The sequence below is a fragment of the Stenotrophomonas maltophilia group sp. msm4 genome, assembly GCF_032025605.1.
GTDB lineage: Bacteria > Pseudomonadota > Gammaproteobacteria > Xanthomonadales > Xanthomonadaceae > Stenotrophomonas > Stenotrophomonas sepilia.
Genome location: NZ_JAVSKK010000002.1, coordinates 867297 through 882940, shown reverse-complemented (window position 1 = coordinate 882940; position 15644 = coordinate 867297). Strand labels below are relative to the sequence as shown.

The 15644-nt window shown below is 67.5% G+C and carries 22 protein-coding genes; 19 read left to right on the top strand and 3 right to left on the bottom strand.

The features are described 5' to 3' along the window. Positions 1 to 40 precede the first annotated feature (40 nt). From purM to ROV93_RS13280, 7 genes are all read left to right on the top strand, one after another. Positions 41 to 1099: a phosphoribosylformylglycinamidine cyclo-ligase gene (gene purM, locus ROV93_RS13310; RefSeq protein ID WP_061480735.1), complete on the top strand. Its 1059-nt coding sequence runs from the start codon at positions 41 to 43 to the stop codon at positions 1097 to 1099. Between the two features lie 21 nt (positions 1100 to 1120). Beyond that, complete coding sequence (locus ROV93_RS13305) at positions 1121 to 1609, top strand: hypothetical protein (RefSeq protein ID WP_072168184.1); 489 nt, start codon at positions 1121 to 1123, stop codon at positions 1607 to 1609. Next, positions 1606 to 2028, top strand: a complete 423-nt coding sequence (locus ROV93_RS13300) for a hypothetical protein (RefSeq protein WP_005415569.1) — start codon at positions 1606 to 1608, stop codon at positions 2026 to 2028. Before ROV93_RS13305 ends, ROV93_RS13300 begins: the two co-directional genes overlap by 4 nt. A 38-nt stretch (positions 2029 to 2066) precedes the next feature. Next, entirely contained in the window at positions 2067 to 2729 is a 663-nt protein-coding gene (locus ROV93_RS13295; protein ID WP_072168185.1) for a DUF2238 domain-containing protein, read from the top strand. After that, positions 2726 to 3385: a phosphoribosylglycinamide formyltransferase gene (gene purN, locus ROV93_RS13290; protein WP_072168186.1), complete on the top strand. Its 660-nt coding sequence runs from the start codon at positions 2726 to 2728 to the stop codon at positions 3383 to 3385. The genes ROV93_RS13295 and purN overlap by 4 nt, the downstream gene beginning before the upstream one ends. 68 nt (positions 3386 to 3453) lie before the next feature. Continuing rightward, positions 3454 to 4275, top strand: coding sequence for a DUF3108 domain-containing protein (locus tag ROV93_RS13285; protein ID WP_072168187.1), 822 nt, complete (start codon positions 3454 to 3456; stop codon positions 4273 to 4275). A 2-nt stretch (positions 4276 to 4277) separates the two neighbouring features. Further along, the gene (locus tag ROV93_RS13280; RefSeq protein ID WP_005415565.1) at positions 4278 to 4961 is read left to right on the top strand and encodes a DUF3108 domain-containing protein; all 684 of its coding nucleotides are present in this window, start codon (positions 4278 to 4280) and stop codon (positions 4959 to 4961) included. Positions 4962 to 5075: 114 nt separating this feature from the next. Here ROV93_RS13280 and ROV93_RS13275 read toward each other — a convergent pair whose 3' ends face one another. The 3 genes from ROV93_RS13275 to ROV93_RS13265 are packed head-to-tail and all read right to left on the bottom strand — an operon-like array spanning position 5076 to position 6913. Continuing rightward, a complete protein-coding gene (locus ROV93_RS13275; RefSeq protein ID WP_032957609.1) occupies positions 5076 to 5393 on the bottom strand; it encodes a hypothetical protein in 318 nt (105 codons plus the stop codon). Next, complete coding sequence (gene murA / locus ROV93_RS13270) at positions 5390 to 6661, bottom strand: UDP-N-acetylglucosamine 1-carboxyvinyltransferase (RefSeq protein ID WP_072168188.1); 1272 nt, start codon at positions 6659 to 6661, stop codon at positions 5390 to 5392. Before murA ends, ROV93_RS13275 begins: the two co-directional genes overlap by 4 nt. 21 nt (positions 6662 to 6682) lie before the next feature. Then, positions 6683 to 6913, bottom strand: coding sequence for a BolA family protein (locus ROV93_RS13265; protein ID WP_005408396.1), 231 nt, complete (start codon positions 6911 to 6913; stop codon positions 6683 to 6685). A gap of 54 nt (positions 6914 to 6967) precedes the next feature. On the opposite strand from ROV93_RS13265, the gene ROV93_RS13260 reads away from it, so the two are divergent. The 12 genes from ROV93_RS13260 to ROV93_RS13205 all read left to right on the top strand — a co-directional run bounded on the left by ROV93_RS13260 (position 6968) and on the right by ROV93_RS13205 (position 15644). Further along, complete coding sequence (locus ROV93_RS13260) at positions 6968 to 7969, top strand: KpsF/GutQ family sugar-phosphate isomerase (RefSeq protein ID WP_061479792.1); 1002 nt, start codon at positions 6968 to 6970, stop codon at positions 7967 to 7969. Between the two features lie 66 nt (positions 7970 to 8035). Next, positions 8036 to 8584, top strand: a complete 549-nt coding sequence (locus tag ROV93_RS13255; RefSeq protein WP_072168189.1) for an HAD hydrolase family protein — start codon at positions 8036 to 8038, stop codon at positions 8582 to 8584. After that, complete coding sequence (gene lptC, locus ROV93_RS13250) at positions 8581 to 9156, top strand: LPS export ABC transporter periplasmic protein LptC (RefSeq protein ID WP_005415560.1); 576 nt, start codon at positions 8581 to 8583, stop codon at positions 9154 to 9156. Before ROV93_RS13255 ends, lptC begins: the two co-directional genes overlap by 4 nt. Positions 9157 to 9257: 101 nt before the next feature. Beyond that, complete coding sequence (lptA, locus tag ROV93_RS13245; RefSeq protein WP_072168190.1) at positions 9258 to 9794, top strand: lipopolysaccharide transport periplasmic protein LptA; 537 nt, start codon at positions 9258 to 9260, stop codon at positions 9792 to 9794. Then, positions 9794 to 10513 carry an LPS export ABC transporter ATP-binding protein gene (gene lptB, locus ROV93_RS13240; protein ID WP_005415558.1) on the top strand — a complete coding sequence of 240 codons (720 nt, stop codon included), beginning with the start codon at positions 9794 to 9796 and terminating at the stop codon, positions 10511 to 10513. The genes lptA and lptB overlap by 1 nt, the downstream gene beginning before the upstream one ends. A gap of 40 nt (positions 10514 to 10553) precedes the next feature. Continuing rightward, entirely contained in the window at positions 10554 to 11975 is a 1422-nt protein-coding gene (locus tag ROV93_RS13235) for an RNA polymerase factor sigma-54 (RefSeq protein WP_180890425.1), read from the top strand. Positions 11976 to 12033: 58 nt separating this feature from the next. Next, a complete protein-coding gene (gene raiA, locus ROV93_RS13230; RefSeq protein ID WP_005415556.1) occupies positions 12034 to 12351 on the top strand; it encodes a ribosome-associated translation inhibitor RaiA in 318 nt (105 codons plus the stop codon). Positions 12352 to 12372: 21 nt separating this feature from the next. Next, on the top strand, positions 12373 to 12825 hold the full coding sequence (locus ROV93_RS13225; RefSeq protein WP_072168192.1) for a PTS sugar transporter subunit IIA: 453 nt from the start codon (positions 12373 to 12375) through the stop codon (positions 12823 to 12825). Then, complete coding sequence (hprK, locus tag ROV93_RS13220) at positions 12822 to 13772, top strand: HPr(Ser) kinase/phosphatase (protein WP_005408388.1); 951 nt, start codon at positions 12822 to 12824, stop codon at positions 13770 to 13772. Before ROV93_RS13225 ends, hprK begins: the two co-directional genes overlap by 4 nt. A gap of 27 nt (positions 13773 to 13799) precedes the next feature. Next, the gene (gene rapZ / locus ROV93_RS13215; protein WP_072168193.1) at positions 13800 to 14684 is read left to right on the top strand and encodes an RNase adapter RapZ; all 885 of its coding nucleotides are present in this window, start codon (positions 13800 to 13802) and stop codon (positions 14682 to 14684) included. A gap of 305 nt (positions 14685 to 14989) precedes the next feature. Continuing rightward, complete coding sequence (locus ROV93_RS13210) at positions 14990 to 15382, top strand: hypothetical protein (protein WP_005408386.1); 393 nt, start codon at positions 14990 to 14992, stop codon at positions 15380 to 15382. Further along, the gene (locus ROV93_RS13205) at positions 15375 to 15644 is read left to right on the top strand and encodes an HPr family phosphocarrier protein (protein ID WP_005408385.1); all 270 of its coding nucleotides are present in this window, start codon (positions 15375 to 15377) and stop codon (positions 15642 to 15644) included. The genes ROV93_RS13210 and ROV93_RS13205 overlap by 8 nt, the downstream gene beginning before the upstream one ends.

The following is a 15644-nucleotide window of genomic DNA, read 5'->3' as shown; positions in this document are numbered from 1 at the left end:
GTTAAAATCGCTCGTTCAACCCCTGCCAGCGCCGACGCCCGTGACCAACACCCCGTCTTCCGCCCCCTCCCCCCTCACCTACCGTGACGCGGGCGTCGACATCGACGCCGGCAACGCGCTGGTCGAGCGGATCAAGCCCCTGGTCAAGCGCAGCTTCCGCCCGGAAGTGATGGGCGGCCTGGGCGGCTTCGGCGCCCTGTTCGACCTGTCCAACAAATACCGCGAGCCGGTGCTGGTGTCGGGTACCGACGGCGTGGGCACCAAGCTGAAGCTGGCCCACCAGCTGAACCGCCACGATACGATCGGCATCGACCTGGTCGCGATGTGCGTGAACGACGTGCTGGTGCAGGGCGCTGAGCCGCTGTTCTTCCTGGACTACTTCGCCACCGGCAAGCTGGACATCGACACCGCCGCAGCGGTGGTGGGCGGCATCGCCAACGGCTGCACCGAGGCCGGCTGCGCGCTGATCGGCGGTGAAACCGCTGAAATGCCCGACATGTACGCCCCGGGCGAGTACGACCTGGCCGGCTTCACGGTCGCTGCGGTCGAGAAGAGCGAGCTGAAGGACGGCGCCAGCGTGGCCGCCGGCGACGTGCTGATCGGCATCGCCTCGTCCGGCCCGCATTCCAATGGCTACTCGCTGGTGCGCCGCATCTACGACCGCGCCGGCCGCCCGGCCGACCTGGAACTGGAAGGTGGCGTGAAGCTGGTCGATGCGCTGATGGCACCGACCCGCCTGTACGTGAAGCCGATCCTGTCGCTGCTGAAGTCGCACGGCGACGCCATCCACGGCATGGCCCACATCACCGGTGGCGGCCTGACCGAGAACATCATCCGCGTGGTGCCCGACGGCCTCGGCCTGGACATCCAGGCCTCGTCCTGGACCCTGCCGCCGGTATTCCAGTGGCTGCAGAAGGAAGGCGCGGTGGCCGACAGCGAGATGTGGCGCACTTTCAACTGCGGCATCGGCTTCGTGCTGATCGTCGCACCGGACCAGGTGGCTGCGGTGTCCGAGGCGGTCAAGGCGCAGGGCCTGGAGCACTGGACCATCGGCCAGGTGGTCACCGCCGAAGGCGCCGAGCGCGTCCGCATCGGCTGAACCCGACCCCGAGGAGCCCGCATGGACGCAACGCCCCCCCTGGCACCCACCCCGGTACCGCCGCCGTTGGCGGCCGTGCCGGTCTTCAGCAGGCAGGACGCTGACCACCTGCGCGCGCTGTCCATCGCGCACTACGTGTTCGGCGGCCTGATCGCGCTGCTCTCGCTGTTTTTCATTCTGTACATCGTGCTCGGCATCAGTGCGCTGAGCGGCCATCTGCCGATGAACTCCGGGGGCCAGCCCTCGTCGCCGGCCGAACAGCGCCTGTTCGGCTGGGTGTTCACGGTGCTGGGGACCGTGTTCGTCGCCGGTGGCCTGGGCATGGCCGCATTCGTCATCCAGGCCGGACGCTGCCTGGCCCAGCGTCGTCGCCACCTGCTGTGCCTGATCGTGGCCGGCCTGCTCTGCCTGTGCGCGCCGCTGGGCACCGTTCTGGGGGTATTCACCCTGGTTGCGCTGCTGCGCCCGCAGGTCAAGGCCGCCTTCGATGCAAGGGGTGCAACGACATGACGACACCCGGCGCACCACCGCCGCTGCCGCAGCAGACCCTGGCGCAGCTGCAGCTGGCCAGCCACCTGCAGACGCTGAAGGTGCTGTTCTACGCGCTGGCGGTTTTCCACTGGATGGCCGCGCTGGCATTCCTCGGTTTCATCGGCCTGGTCGCCAGCTCACGCGGGCTGGCCGATGGCGCGGTACTGGCCACGGTGTACGGGGTCATTTCGCTGCTGGCTGCCGCGCTTGGCGTCGTGCAGCTGCACACCGCACGCCTGCTGTCGCGCCGCACCGGGCTGGCCTGGTGCCAGCGCGCGGCCTGGCTGGCGGTACTGGCTGGCCCGCTGGGCATGGCCCTGACCGCCTATGCCTGGGTGTTCCTGTCCAAGCCTGACATGGCCGCACTGTTCGACCGTGGCGACCATCTCAGCGTCTGAGCTTGCCGGCAGACGCCCCCTCCCCTGATCGACTCCCCATGTCCGCGCCTGCCCTCTCCACGACCGCCTCGCCTGCCGCTTCCCGTTTCACGGGCCCCAAGAAGCTGGCCTTCGCCGCCGTGCTGGCGGTGTTCGCGATCAGCTGGATCCACCCGCTGTGGCCCACCGAGCAGGCCCTGCACAGCACCCTGACCGTGATCGGGCTGGCCGCACTGCTATGGGTCGACCGCCGGGGTGGCTGGCTGGGCAACGGTGCCTTCATCGCGATCTGCGGCTTCATTGCACTGCACTGCGTGGCTGCGCGCTGGCTGTACTCGAACGTGCCCTACGACGCATGGGCGCAGACGCTGACCGGCTGGTCGCCGAATGTGGCGTTTGGCTGGCAGCGTAATCATTTCGACCGGCTTATCCACTTCCTGTTCGGCGTCTGCTTCACGCCTGCGCTGCTGCAGCTGGCACGCCATGCCTGGCCGGCGCTGCGCCGCGGCCAGGCTTTCACCCTGGCGGTGATGGCAGTGATGTGCGCCAGCCTGGTCTACGAGTGGTTCGAGTGGGCCATCGCACTGGCCCTTTCGCCCGACGCCGCCGAGGCCTACAACGGGCAGCAGGGCGACATGTGGGACGCCCATGCCGACATGCTGCTGGCGACCGTGGGCAGCCTGCTGAGCTGGCCGTTGATCCGCCGGAGTGCCCGGCAATGACCACGCCCACCCGCATTGCCGTGCTCGCCTCCGGCCGCGGCAGCAACCTGCAGGCCATCCTCGATGCCATCGCAGCGGGCCGCCTGCCCGCCGAGATCGTCGGCGTGTTCTCCGACCGCCCAGCCGCCGCCGCGCTGCAACGGGTCGGTGCACGCCTGCGCTGGGCACATGCGCCGAAGGAATTCGACGACCGCGCCGCCTACGAGCAGGCCCTGGGCGATGCACTGGCCGCGGTCGCGCCGGACTGGATCGTCTGCGCCGGCTACATGCGCATTCTCGGCGCAGCCTTCGTGCAGCGCTTCAATGGCCGCCTGGTCAACATCCACCCCTCCCTGCTGCCACTGCACAAAGGGCTGGATACGCATGCGCGGGCTTTGGACGCCGGCGATGCCGAGCACGGGGCCAGCGTGCATCTGGTCGTTCCCGAACTGGATGCCGGCGCCGTGCTGGCCCAGGCGCGGGTGCCGGTGATGCCCGGCGATGACGCCGACAGCCTGGCCGCGCGCGTGCTGGAGGTGGAGCACCCCCTGTTGATCGCCACCCTCCAGCTGCTGTGCGCCGGCCGCCTGACTGAACGGGAGGGGCAGCCGCACCTGGACGGTCACCCCCTGTTTAGCCCACTGGCCCTAGATTCCGCCGGGAACCTGAACCGGTAACGCCCACGCACACGCCCCGCTGACTGCGGGGCTGGCATCCTGCCCCCCTCCTGCAGCTCCTGTCCTCCATGAAGACCACGACCCTGCTGTCCACTTCATTGCTGCTGTCGCTTGTCGTGCTTCCCGGCGTGGGTTGGGGCCAGGTGCAAGCGCCTGCGGCCCCTGCGCAGCCGGCGCCCGTAGTACAGCCGCCCGCAGAACCGGCCGTGCCGATGCCGCCGGCGCTGGCCTGGGAGCCGCCGCCGCTGCAGCCGTTCACCGCGACCTACCAGGCCTTCTACAAAGGCAAGGAGGCCGGCGACGCCAGCATGCAGGTCACCCACACCGGCGGCAACCAGTGGCGGGTGGACATGCAGGTGGTCGGCCGCCGCGGCTTCGCCAGCGTGCTGGGCCTGAACATCGAGCAGAGCACGGTGTTCGAAGAGCGCAGCGGCGTCTATGCGCCGCTCAGCCAGAGCACGGTGCGCAAGGGCCTGTTCCTGGGCAAGAAAGCGGTCGGCACGTACAACTGGCAGGCCGGCACCGCGCAGTGGAGCGGCGACGTCAAGAAGGAACGTGCGCAACCGATCGCGCTGCAGCCGGGCGACCAGAGCGCGCTGCTGATCAATCTGGCGATCATGCGTGATGCCCGCCCGGGCGCCACCATGCACTATCGCTACGTGGACATGGGCAAGGTCCGCCAGCACGACTACCAGGCCGCGCCGCAGACCGAGAATGTCGAGGTCGGCGACCTGTCCTACAACGCGCTGCGGGTCTACCGGACCAACGGCGGCAACAACGAAACCATCCTCTGGATCGCCAACGGTGTCCCCACCCCGGTGCGCATCCTGCAACGCGAAGACGGCGAAGACCGCGTCGATCTGCGCCTGATCGAGTACCAAGGAGTCTGAGCATGAGCACCCTGACCCGCCCCCTCACCTGGATCGCTGCAGCCGCACTGTCCGTGGCCAGCCTGCCGGCCATGGCCCTGCAGCCATTCAAGGCTGATTACCTGGCCAGCTACATGGGCATGCAGGCCAATGGCAGCATGACGCTGAGCAGCGAGGGAGCCAACAAGTGGCGCTACACGCTGCAGGTGAAGAACCAGCTGGCCGACCTGAGCCAGAGCACCGTGTTCGAAGAGGTGCGTGGCCAGCTGCGCCCGCTCAGCAGCCAGGACCGTTCGGCACTGCTGGTGAAGAAGCGCAATGTGCAGGCCAACTACAACTGGACCAGCAACCAGGCCACCTGGACCGGCGACATCAAGCCGGACCGTGCGGGCCCCATCGCGTTGAAGACGGGCGACATGGATGCGCTGCTGATCAATCTGGCGATCGCCCGCGACCTGGCCGCCGGCAAGCCGCTGACCTATCGCATGGTCGACGAAGGCCGCATCAAGAACATGACCTACCGCGTGATCGGCAAGGAATCGATCACCGTGGGCGGCAAGAGCTACGAGGCCACCAAGGTCTCGCGTGCCGACGGCAACAAGGAGCTGATCGCCTGGATCGTGCCGGAATTCCCGGTGCCGGCGCGCATGCTGCAGCGTGAGAGCGGCCGCGATGCGCTGGACCTGACCATCAAGGCGATGAACTGACCGGAGATCCACGTCATCCACGCATGGCGTGGATCTACTGGAAACCTGAAGTAGATCCACGCCATGCGTGGATGGACGCCCCGGGAAAAACGCCCGCTTTCGCGGGCGTTGTTCTTACTTCTTTTCCTCGGCCGCGGCCGGCTTGAACTCGGTGCGGCAGTCCACGCGGATCTGTTCGCCGGTGCTGCGCCAGACGAAGGTACGGCAATGGCGGTTGCCGTCCTGGCTGTCGTTCACCGCGACCGCGTAGAACGATTCGATGATCTCGTCACGCGAGACCGTGCCGTCGCCATTCCAGTCCATGTCCTTCTGCTCGATGCCCTGGGTGATGGCGATGTTGGCGTACCAGGCATAGCCCAGCCACGCCAGCACGATCAGCACCAGAGCCAGCAGCGCCTTGCGGCGCGGGCTGAACTTGCCGCGCAGGATCATGGCACGCGCCGGATGGTGGCACCGAGCGAAGACAGCTTCTCTTCGATGTTCTCGTAGCCACGATCAAGGTGGTAGATGCGGTCGATGGTGGTCTCGCCGCTGGCCATCAGGCCGGCCAGGATCAGCGACGCCGACGCACGCAGGTCGGTGGCCATTACCGGTGCGCCACTCAGGTGCTCGCTGCCACGCACGATGGCGGTGTGGCCTTCAACCTGGATGTCCGCGCCCAGGCGCAGCAGTTCATTGACGTGCATGAAACGGTTCTCGAAGATCGTTTCGTTGATCACGCCCACACCGTCGGCCACGCAGTTGAGTGCCATGAACTGCGCCTGCATGTCGGTCGGGAATGCGGGGTACGGCGCGGTGGTCAGGTTGACCGCCTTCGGCCGCTTGCCCTGCATGTCCAGGGTGATGGTGTCGTCGGTGGTCTCGATCTTCGCGCCGGCCTCGACCAGCTTGGACAGCACCGCGTCCATGGTGTTCGGGCGCGCACGGTTGACCGTGACCTTGCCGCCGGTCATCGCCGCAGCGACCAGGAAGGTACCGGTTTCGATGCGGTCGGGCAGCACTTCGTGGCGGCCGCCGGACAGGCGCTCGACGCCTTCGATGACCAGGCGGGCAGTGCCCAGGCCTTCGATCTTCGCGCCCAGCGCGATCAGGCAATGCGCCAGATCGGTCACTTCCGGTTCCATCGCGCAGTTGTCGAGGATGGTGGTACCTTCGGCCAGCACCGCGCCCATCAGCACGTTCTCGGTGCCGGTGACGCTGACCATGTCGAAGGTGAAATGGCCGCCCTTCAGGCGCTTGGCGCTGGCCTTGATGAAGCCGTTCTCGACCACGATCTCGGCACCCAGCGCCTGCAGGCCCTTGATGTGCTGGTCGACTGGACGCGAACCGATCGCGCAGCCGCCGGGCAGCGACACTTCGGCCGCACCGAAGCGGGCCAGCAGCGGGCCCAGCACCAGGATCGAGGCGCGCATGGTCTTGACCAGCTCGTACGGCGCCACGTGCTGGTTGACCGAACGCGGGTCGACCACGATCGCACTGCCACGCGACAGCGTGCCCTGGTCGATGGTGACCTTGGCACCCAGCTCGCCCAGCAGCTTCACCGTGGTGACCACGTCGTGCAGGTGCGGCACGTTGGTGATCTCCACCGGCTCATCGGCCAGCAGGGTCGCGCAGAGGATGGGGAGGACGGCGTTCTTGGCGCCGGAGATGCTCACTTCACCGTGCAGCGCAGCGCCGCCGGTCACAACGATCTTGGCCATGTATTCGGGATCTTCTGCGGTTCAGCCGGCTTCGGCCGGGGTCACGGTTTTCAGTGCCAGCGCGTGGATCGCGCCGCCCATCAGGTCGCCCAGCGTGGCATAGACCATGCGGTGGCGGGCCAGCGGCATCTTGCCGGCGAAGGCCTCGCAGACCACGGTCGCTTCGAAATGCACGCCATCATCGCCCTGCACATCGGCGCGGGCGCCAGGCAGGCCGGTTTCGATCAGATTGCGGATGGTGTCGGCGTCCAACGGGCTTTCCTAATAAAATGTGCCTCCATTCTACTTCCGCTGCGTGGCGTCCGCATGGCCGAATCCCTGTTGCCCCCCCGTTCCGTCGACCCTGCCGGCCTGGTCGCCAGTGGCCGCCGCGTGTTCGAGATCGAGCGGCAGGCGCTGGATGCCGTCGCCGACCGCCTTGGCGAGGCCTTCCAGCAGGCCTGCGAGGCGATCCTGGCCAGCCGCGGCCGGGTGGTCGCCACCGGCATGGGCAAGTCCGGCCACATTGCCCGCAAGATCGCCGCCACCCTGGCCTCCACCGGCACACCGGCGTTCTACGTGCATCCCGGCGAAGCCGGCCACGGCGACCTGGGCATGATCACCGAAGCCGACGTGGTGCTGGCCCTGTCCTATTCGGGCGAGTCCGATGAGGTGCTGATGCTGCTGCCGGTGCTCAAGCGCCAGGGCAACGTGCTGATTTCCATGACCGGCCGCCCGCAGTCGAGCCTGGCCACCGCCGCCGACATCCACCTGGATGTAAGCGTGCCGGCCGAGGCCTGCCCGCTGGCGCTGGCGCCGACCTCCAGCACCACCGCCTCGCTGGCGATGGGCGATGCGCTGGCCGTAGCCCTGCTTGACGCACGCGGCTTCACCGCCGACGACTTCGCCCGCTCGCACCCGGCCGGCAGCCTCGGCCGTCGCCTGCTGCTGCACATCACCGATGTCATGCACACCGGCGAGGACCTGCCCAGCGTGAGCGCCGATGCCAGCCTCAGCGAGGCGCTGGTGGAAATGAGCCGCAAGCGGCTCGGCATGACCGCCGTGGTCGACGCCGATGGCGTGCTGATCGGCCTGTTCACCGACGGCGACCTGCGCCGGGCGCTGGACAGCGCGCTGGACGTGCGCACCGCGAAGATCGCCGATGTGATGACCCGCAACCCGCGCACCATCGGTGCCGACCAGCTGGCCGTAGAGGCCGCGCGGCAGATGGAGACCCAGAAAATCAACGGCCTGATCGTGGTCGATGGCCAGGGCCGTGCGGTCGGCGCCCTGAACATTCATGACCTGTTGCGGGCCCGGGTGGTTTAACCGACAGTCCGTAGACCCCATTCAGTCTGTAATGCCCCACACGCCCCCACCGAGCCTGATCGCCTGATGCCCTGGTCCCCGCTGCCCGCGTTCCCCGCCCACCTGCATGCCGCTGCCGCCCGCGTCCGCCTGGCCTGCTTCGACGTGGACGGTACCCTCACCGACGGTCGGCTGTACTACGACAAGGACGGCAACGAGAGCAAGGCGTACTTCGTGCAGGACGGTCTGGGCCTGAAACTGCTGCAGCAGCACGGCATCCATCCCGTGCTGATCACCGCGCGCAACAGCCAGTCCGCGCTCAAGCGCGGCGCCGACCTCGGCATCGACACCCAGATCGCCGTGGGCGACAAGCTGGCCAGCGTGCAGGCGCTGTGTGCGCAGCATGGCATCGGCCTGGAGCAGCTGGCCTTCATGGGCGACGACCTGCCGGACCTGGCGCCGCTGGGCGCGGTCGGCCTGGCGGTGGCGCCAGCCAACGCCCACCCGTGGATCGCCGAGCGCGTGCACTGGCAGACCCGCGCCGATGGCGGACGTGGCGCCGCCCGTGAACTGTGCGACATCCTGCTGGCCGCCCAGGGCCATGTGGACGCGGTCCTGGCGAGGTTCGGCGCATGAACCTGCCCACCCTGAACTGGCGCACCGTGCTCGGCATCGGCCTGCTGCTGGCGGCCCTGCTCAGCAGCTGGGCCGCCCTGCGCAACCGTGACAAGGGCCCGGCCACTGCCGGCCAGGACGCCGGCGTGGACTACATCCTGCACGACTTCCAGATCGTCGCACTGGATGAGCAGGGCAAGGAATCGACCACCCTGCGCGCACCGCGGCTGGAACGGCAGCGCGGCGACCAGACCATCAACATCGCCACCCCACTGTTCGAGATGCCGGACAAGGATGGCAAGCACTGGACCCTGCGCGCCGAGACCGGCTGGCTCAGCGCCAAGGGCGACGAGATGAAGCTGCGCGGCAATGTCGCTGGCGACAGTCCGGCCGATCCGGGCGTGGTGCCGACCACGTTCCGCACCGACCACCTGGACGTGTTCCCGAAGGAGAACCGTGCCCGCACCGATGCGCGGGTCACCATGACCCGTCCCGGCATGGAACAGTCCGGCGTGGGCTTCGAGGTGGATTCGAAGAACAACACGTATCATTTCCTCAGCCAGTCCAAGGGCCGATACACGCCCCGACGCTGATTCCGCCACCCTCCTGCGACGTCCCCGGACCGGCGCAAGGAAGGCGGCCCACCCACCCGCCGCCGGTTTCCCGGACGGCCCCACCGGTAGAACGGACCCCGATGAAGATTCCCTTTGCAGCCGTACTCGCGCTCGGTCTCCTTGTTCCCAGCGTTGGCTTTGCCAAGTCCACCGACCGCAACGAGAACATGACCATCGACTCGGGCGCTCAGTCGGGCGTGCTCACCGGCGATGGCAAGACCGTGCTCTCGCAGGGCGTAACCGTTACCCAGGGCACGCTGGACATCCGCGCGTCCGAAGCGGAGATCTACCTCAAGGACGGCGAGGCCGTGCGTGCGGTATTCACCGGCAAGCAGGCCACGATGAAGCAGCAGCTCGACGACGGCACCTGGATGGACGCGGTGGCTGATCGCATCGACTACGACATCAAGACCGAGATCATCACCCTGACCGGCAGCTACAAGGTCACCAGCGCGCGCGGCACCAATGCCGGCCAGCGCATGGTCTACAACACCCGCACCGGGGAGATGAACTCCGGTGGCGATGGCAGCCGCGTGCGCACTGTCATTCCGCCGAAGAACAAGAACGCGGCGGCTCCGGCCAGCACGCCGGCCAGGCCGGCGGGGAGCAAGAAGTAATGCTCGTCGCCAAGGGCCTGCGCAAGCGCTACAAGCAGCGCGAAGTCGTCAAGGACTTCGGGCTGACCCTCGACGCCGGTGAAGTGGTCGGCCTGCTCGGCCCCAACGGTGCCGGCAAGACCACCTGCTTCTACATGATCGTCGGCCTGGTCGCCGCCGATGCAGGCAGCATCGTGCTCGACGGCAAGGACATCACCAGCGACCCGATGTACACCCGTGCCAAGCAGGGCGTGGGCTACCTGCCGCAGGAGCCGTCGGTGTTCCGCAAGCTGACCGTGGCCGACAACCTCCGCCTGGTGCTTGAACTGCGCGAAGACCTGGATTCGGCCGGCCGCGAGCGCGAATTGAACAGCCTGCTCGACGAGCTGCAGCTGGGCCATGTCGCCGACCAGCTCGGTGCCAGCCTGTCCGGTGGCGAACGTCGTCGCTGCGAGATCGCCCGCGCACTGGCCGCGCAGCCGCGCCTGATCCTGCTCGACGAACCGTTTGCCGGTGTCGACCCGATCTCGGTGGGCGAAATCCAGCGCATCGTCACCCATCTCAAGCAGCGTGGCATCGGCGTGCTGATCACCGACCACAACGTGCGCGAGACCTTGGGAATCTGCGACCGCGCGTATATCCTCGCCGAGGGTACCGTGCTGGCCCAGGGCTCGCCGGAGGCGATCCTGGACAACGCTGACGTACGTCGCGTCTACCTTGGGGATTCCTTCAAGCTGTGACCGCAGGTGCTGGGTCCCTTTCCTTCCATTCGGCACAGGCATGAAGACTCGGCTGCAGACATCGTTGGGACAGCAGCTGGTGCTCACCCCCCAGCTGCAGCAGGCGATCAAGCTGCTGCAGATGTCCACGACCGAGCTGGAGCTTGAAATTGCCCAGGCCGTGGAAAGCAATCCGCTGCTGGACTGGGCCGACAGCAACGACAGCAGTGCCGCCAATGAAGGCGGCGACAACACGGACGCCGACACGCCGGCCGAACGCACCGACAATGGCGACGACTGGGCACCGGCCGAGCTCGACTGGAGCGCTGCCGGCAGTGGCGGCAGCTTCGACGATGATGATGACGCCGGCAGCGCCGCCGAGCGCGTGGCCGAAACCGAGACGCTGGCCGACCACCTGCTGTGGCAGCTGCACCTGTCGCATCTTTCCATGCACGACCGCAGCATCGGCGCTGCGCTGATCGATGCGTTGGACGACGACGGTTACCTGCGCGAACCGCTGGCCACCATCGCCGAAACCCTGCTGCCGTCGGTTCATGCCGATGAGGATGAAATCCTTGCGGTGCTGCATCGCATCCAGCGCTTCGACCCGGTCGGCGTTGCCGCGCGCACGCTCGGCGAATGCCTGCAGCTGCAGCTGGATCTGTTGCCTGGCGACACCGCGGGCCTGGCGCTGGCGCGGCAGATTGCCGCAGGCCCGCTGGAACGACTGCCACGCAGTGGCGTCGCCGGTCTGTCCCATGAACTGAAACAGCCGCTGGACGAGGTCGAGACAGCGGTCGCCCTGCTGCGCTCGCTGGACCCGCGTCCGGGGACCCAGATCGCGCCGCTTTCGCAGGATACCTACGTGGTGCCCGACGTGGTGGTGTGGCGGCAGAACGGCATCTGGCGCGCGGCGCTGGCCGCCCATGCCGGGCCGAAGGTGGTGATCCACCGTGGCTACGAACAGCTGATCCGCCGCTGTGGCGAGGCCGACGCCGGCTACCTGCGTGGCCAGCTGCAGGAGGCGCGCTGGCTGCTGAAGGGCCTGCAGCAGCGCGGTGAAACCCTGCTGCGGGTGGTGCGCAGCCTGATCCTGCAGCAGGCCGGTTTCCTCGAGTTCGGCGAACAGGCGCTGCGTCCGCTGACCCTGCGCGAGATCGCCGCCGAACTGGGCCTGCACGAGTCGACGGTGTCGCGCGCGATCGCCCGCAAGCATGTGCGCACACCGCGCGGCACGTTGCCGCTGCGTGCCTTCTTCGCCTCGGGCATCGATACCGAAGGCGGTGGCGAGGCGTCCAGCACCGCCATCCAGGCGATGATCCGGCGCCTGATCGACGACGAAAACCCGCGCAAGCCGCTTTCTGACGCCAAGCTGGCTGACCTGCTCAAATCGTCGGGAATTCCAGTAGCGCGACGCACCGTGGCGAAGTATCGTGAAGCCATGAACATCTCCGCCTCGCACGAAAGGGTCAGAATCGCTTGACGCACCGCCGCGCCCGGCGGAGAGGTTCATTGGCACATCCGAACACAGGAGAAACCCGATGCGCATCGAAACGTTTGGCAAAGACGTCGAAGTCACCCCGGCCCTGCAGTCCTATGTGGAGGAGAAGCTGGCCCGGATCGGAAAACACTTCGACCAGCACTGCGAAGCGCGGGTGACCCTCAAGCTGCAGAAGACCGAACACCACGTCGACGCCAGCCTCAACATCCCGGGGCAGACCCTGCACGCCGAGGCCGGCGGCCAGACCATGTATGCCGCGATCGACCTGCTTGCGGACAAGCTTGACCGCCTGGTCATCAAGCACAAGGAGAAAAAACAGCAGCACGCACCGCTGCCGGTGGGTGACAATGGTGGCTGATCGCCACCGTTCCCCGCAGACATGCCCCTGACTGACCTCCTGGCGGCCGTGCAGACCCAGCTCTGCGCGGCCACCGACCGCGACAGCGTCCTGCAGGCCGCCGCCGGGTTGCTGGCCTGCCGCCAGGCCAATGCCGAACAGATCTATCTGAACCTGTGCCAGCGCGAAGCCCTGGGCAGCACCGCGATCGGCCACGGTATCGCCATCCCCCACGGCCGCGCGCCGACCCTGGACCGCCCCCGTGGCGCCCTGCTGCGTCTGGCGAGCCCGGTCGACTTCGGCGGCGATGAGCCGGTGGACCTGGTGTTCGCGATGGCCGTCCCGGCCCACTATACCCACCAGCACCTGATGCTGCTGTCCGAGCTGGCCGAGCTGTTTTCCGCGCCGGATATCCGCCAGGCCCTGCGTGAGGCCGGCGATGCCCGGGCCCTGCGCGAGGCGCTGGACATGACCCCACCTGCGAGCGCCGCATGAATACCAGCATCACCGCCCGTGAACTGTTCGAACAGCAGCGCGAGCGGCTGGGGCTGCGCTGGGCCGCCGGCAAATCCGGTGAGAAGCGCGAGCTGGAGGCCGGCAATACCGTCTCGCGGCGTCCCTCGCTGGCCGGCTACCTCAACGCCATCTATCCCAACAAGGTGCAGATCCTGGGCACCGAGGAACTGTCCTGGCTGGATGCGCTGGAACCGCGCCAGCGCTGGGAGACCATCGAAAAGATCATGCAGTCGCACCCGCTTGCGCTGGTGCTGACCCGCAACCAGGCCTGCCCGGAAGACCTGCGCGCCGCCGCCGATGAATCCGGCACGCCGCTGTGGCTGTCGCCCAAGCGCGGCCACGAACTGCTCAACCACCTGTCCTACCACCTGGCGCGCACGCTCGCACCGAGGGTGATCCTGCACGGCGTGTTCATGGAGATCTATTCCATTGGCGTGCTGATCACCGGCGAGGCCGGGTCGGGCAAGAGCGAACTGGCACTGGAGCTGCTCAGCCGTGGTCACCGCCTGGTCGCCGACGACGCCCCCGAGTTCACCCAGATCGCCCCGGATGTACTCGACGGCACCTGCCCCGAACTGCTGCAGGACCTGCTGGAAGTGCGCGGCCTGGGCGTGCTGAACGTGCGCGAGATGTTCGGCGACACGGCTGTAAAGAAGAACAAGTACCTTCGGCTGATCGTCCACCTGACCAAGCCGATGACCGAACCCACCCCGCATGGCTACGAGCGTCTGACCGGCGACTCGGGCACCCGCCATGTGCTGGACCTGGACGTTCCGCTGATCACCCTGCCGGTGATGCCTGGCCGCAACCTGGCCGTGCTCACCGAAGCCGCCACCCGCCTGCACATCCTGCGCACCAAGGGCATTGATCCGGCGGCCATGTTCATCGCCCGCCACAGCAACCTGCTGGAACGGCGAACACCCTGATCCTCCTGCCCCTCGAAGAGCCTGTCCATGAGCACCGCAATCCCCACCGCCCCGACCCTGATCATCGTCAGCGGCCTGTCCGGCTCGGGTAAATCCGTCGCCCTGAAGACCTTCGAGGACCAGGACTACTACTGCTCGGACAACCTGCCGATCCACCTGCTGCCGGACTTCGTGCGCAGCCTGCTGGCCAACCACGACGGCAGCGCACCGCGCCGCCTGGCCGTAGGCATCGATGTCCGCGGCCAGGCCGACCTGAGCCAGCTGGGCGACTGGCGGCAGCTGGCCACCGACGCCGGCGTGGAACTGAAGGTACTGTTCTTCGAGGCCAGCGACGAAACGGTGCTCAAGCGCTACGCCGACACCCGCCGTCGCCATCCGCTGAGCCAGCTGGGCCTGTCGCTGCCCGAAGCGATCGCCCGCGAGCGCGAGCTGACCGCACCGTTGCGCCGCGAGGCCGATGCGGTGATCGATACCAGTACCCTCAACGTGCACCAGCTGCGGCGGCGGATCATCACCGAGTTCGCGATGGACCATGCCACCGGCCTGTCGCTGCTGTTCGAATCATTCGCCTACAAGCGCGGCGTACCGGCCGAGGCGGACTTCGTGTTCGATGCGCGGGTGCTGCCCAATCCACACTGGGACCCGGACCTGCGCGCGCTGAGCGGCCGCGAGCCGGGCGTGCGCGACTATCTGGAAGCGCAGCCCGACGTGCAGCGTTACCTGGCCCAGCTGATGGATTTCCTGGATACCTGGCTGCCGAAACTGGGGGATGGCACCCGCAGCTACGTGACCGTGGCGTTCGGCTGCACCGGCGGCAAGCACCGCTCGGTGTTCCTGGCCGAGCGCATGGCCCGGCACGCCCGCGAGATGGGCTGGCAGGACGTGGCCACCTACCACCGCGAACAGGATTGAGGGTGGTCGGCCGGGCTGCGCCCGGCACCCACCGGTCGTGCCGGCCGCTGGCCGGCAACAGCAACAGCAAAAGCAAAAGCGGCATTCCGTGGGATGGCGGGGCGGTGTGGGTAGGTGTCGACCTTGGTCGACACGGTAGATCCACGCCATGCGTGGATGAATCGCTGCCAGGCATCGAAAAACGCATGGGGTCGGATCCCTTTTTCAATGAAAAAGGGCCCCGACCCGAGCAACACTGAATACGGGACACAGTACCCCTCATCTGCTGCTATCGCCGATTCACCTTGACCTGTTAACGTGCAGTAATGACCTGTGGCATTCTCCTCGTAACACATCCTGGGGTCGGGACCGCCCTGCTTGACGTGGCGACCCGGCTCCTGCGGCAGTTGCCGCTGAAAACCGAAGCTTTCGAAGTACCGTTCGACGCAGACCTGGACGCCCTGCTCCCGCTCGCCTCGGCCGCTTTGCGGCGGGTCGATGGAGGTGACGGCGTGCTGATCCTGACCGACCTGTACGGCGCCAGCCCCGCCAACCTTGCCGGGCAGCTGGCCCGGCTGGGGACCCCGGTTCGCCGGGTATCGGCGCTGAGCCTGCCGATGTTGCTGCGGGTGATGAATTATCCGGAACAGGGACTGGATCAACTGCCCGCCACAGCCGCGGCGGGTACCCGTAATGGAGCGATAGTCGACGATGCTTGAACGAGAACTCACCGTCAGCAACCGCCTGGGCCTGCATGCCCGGGCCACCGCCAAGCTGGTGCAGACCCTGGCACCGTTCCGCTGCAACGTGACCATGGCCGCCAAGGGCCGTGAGATCAACGCCAAGAGCATCATGGGCGTGATGCTGCTGGCCGCCGGCCAGGGCACCCCGGTCACCGTGCGCATCAACGGCGAGGACGAAGCCGCCGCGATGGAAGCGGTGGTCGGCCTGTTCGAACGCCGCTTCGACGAGGACAGCTGA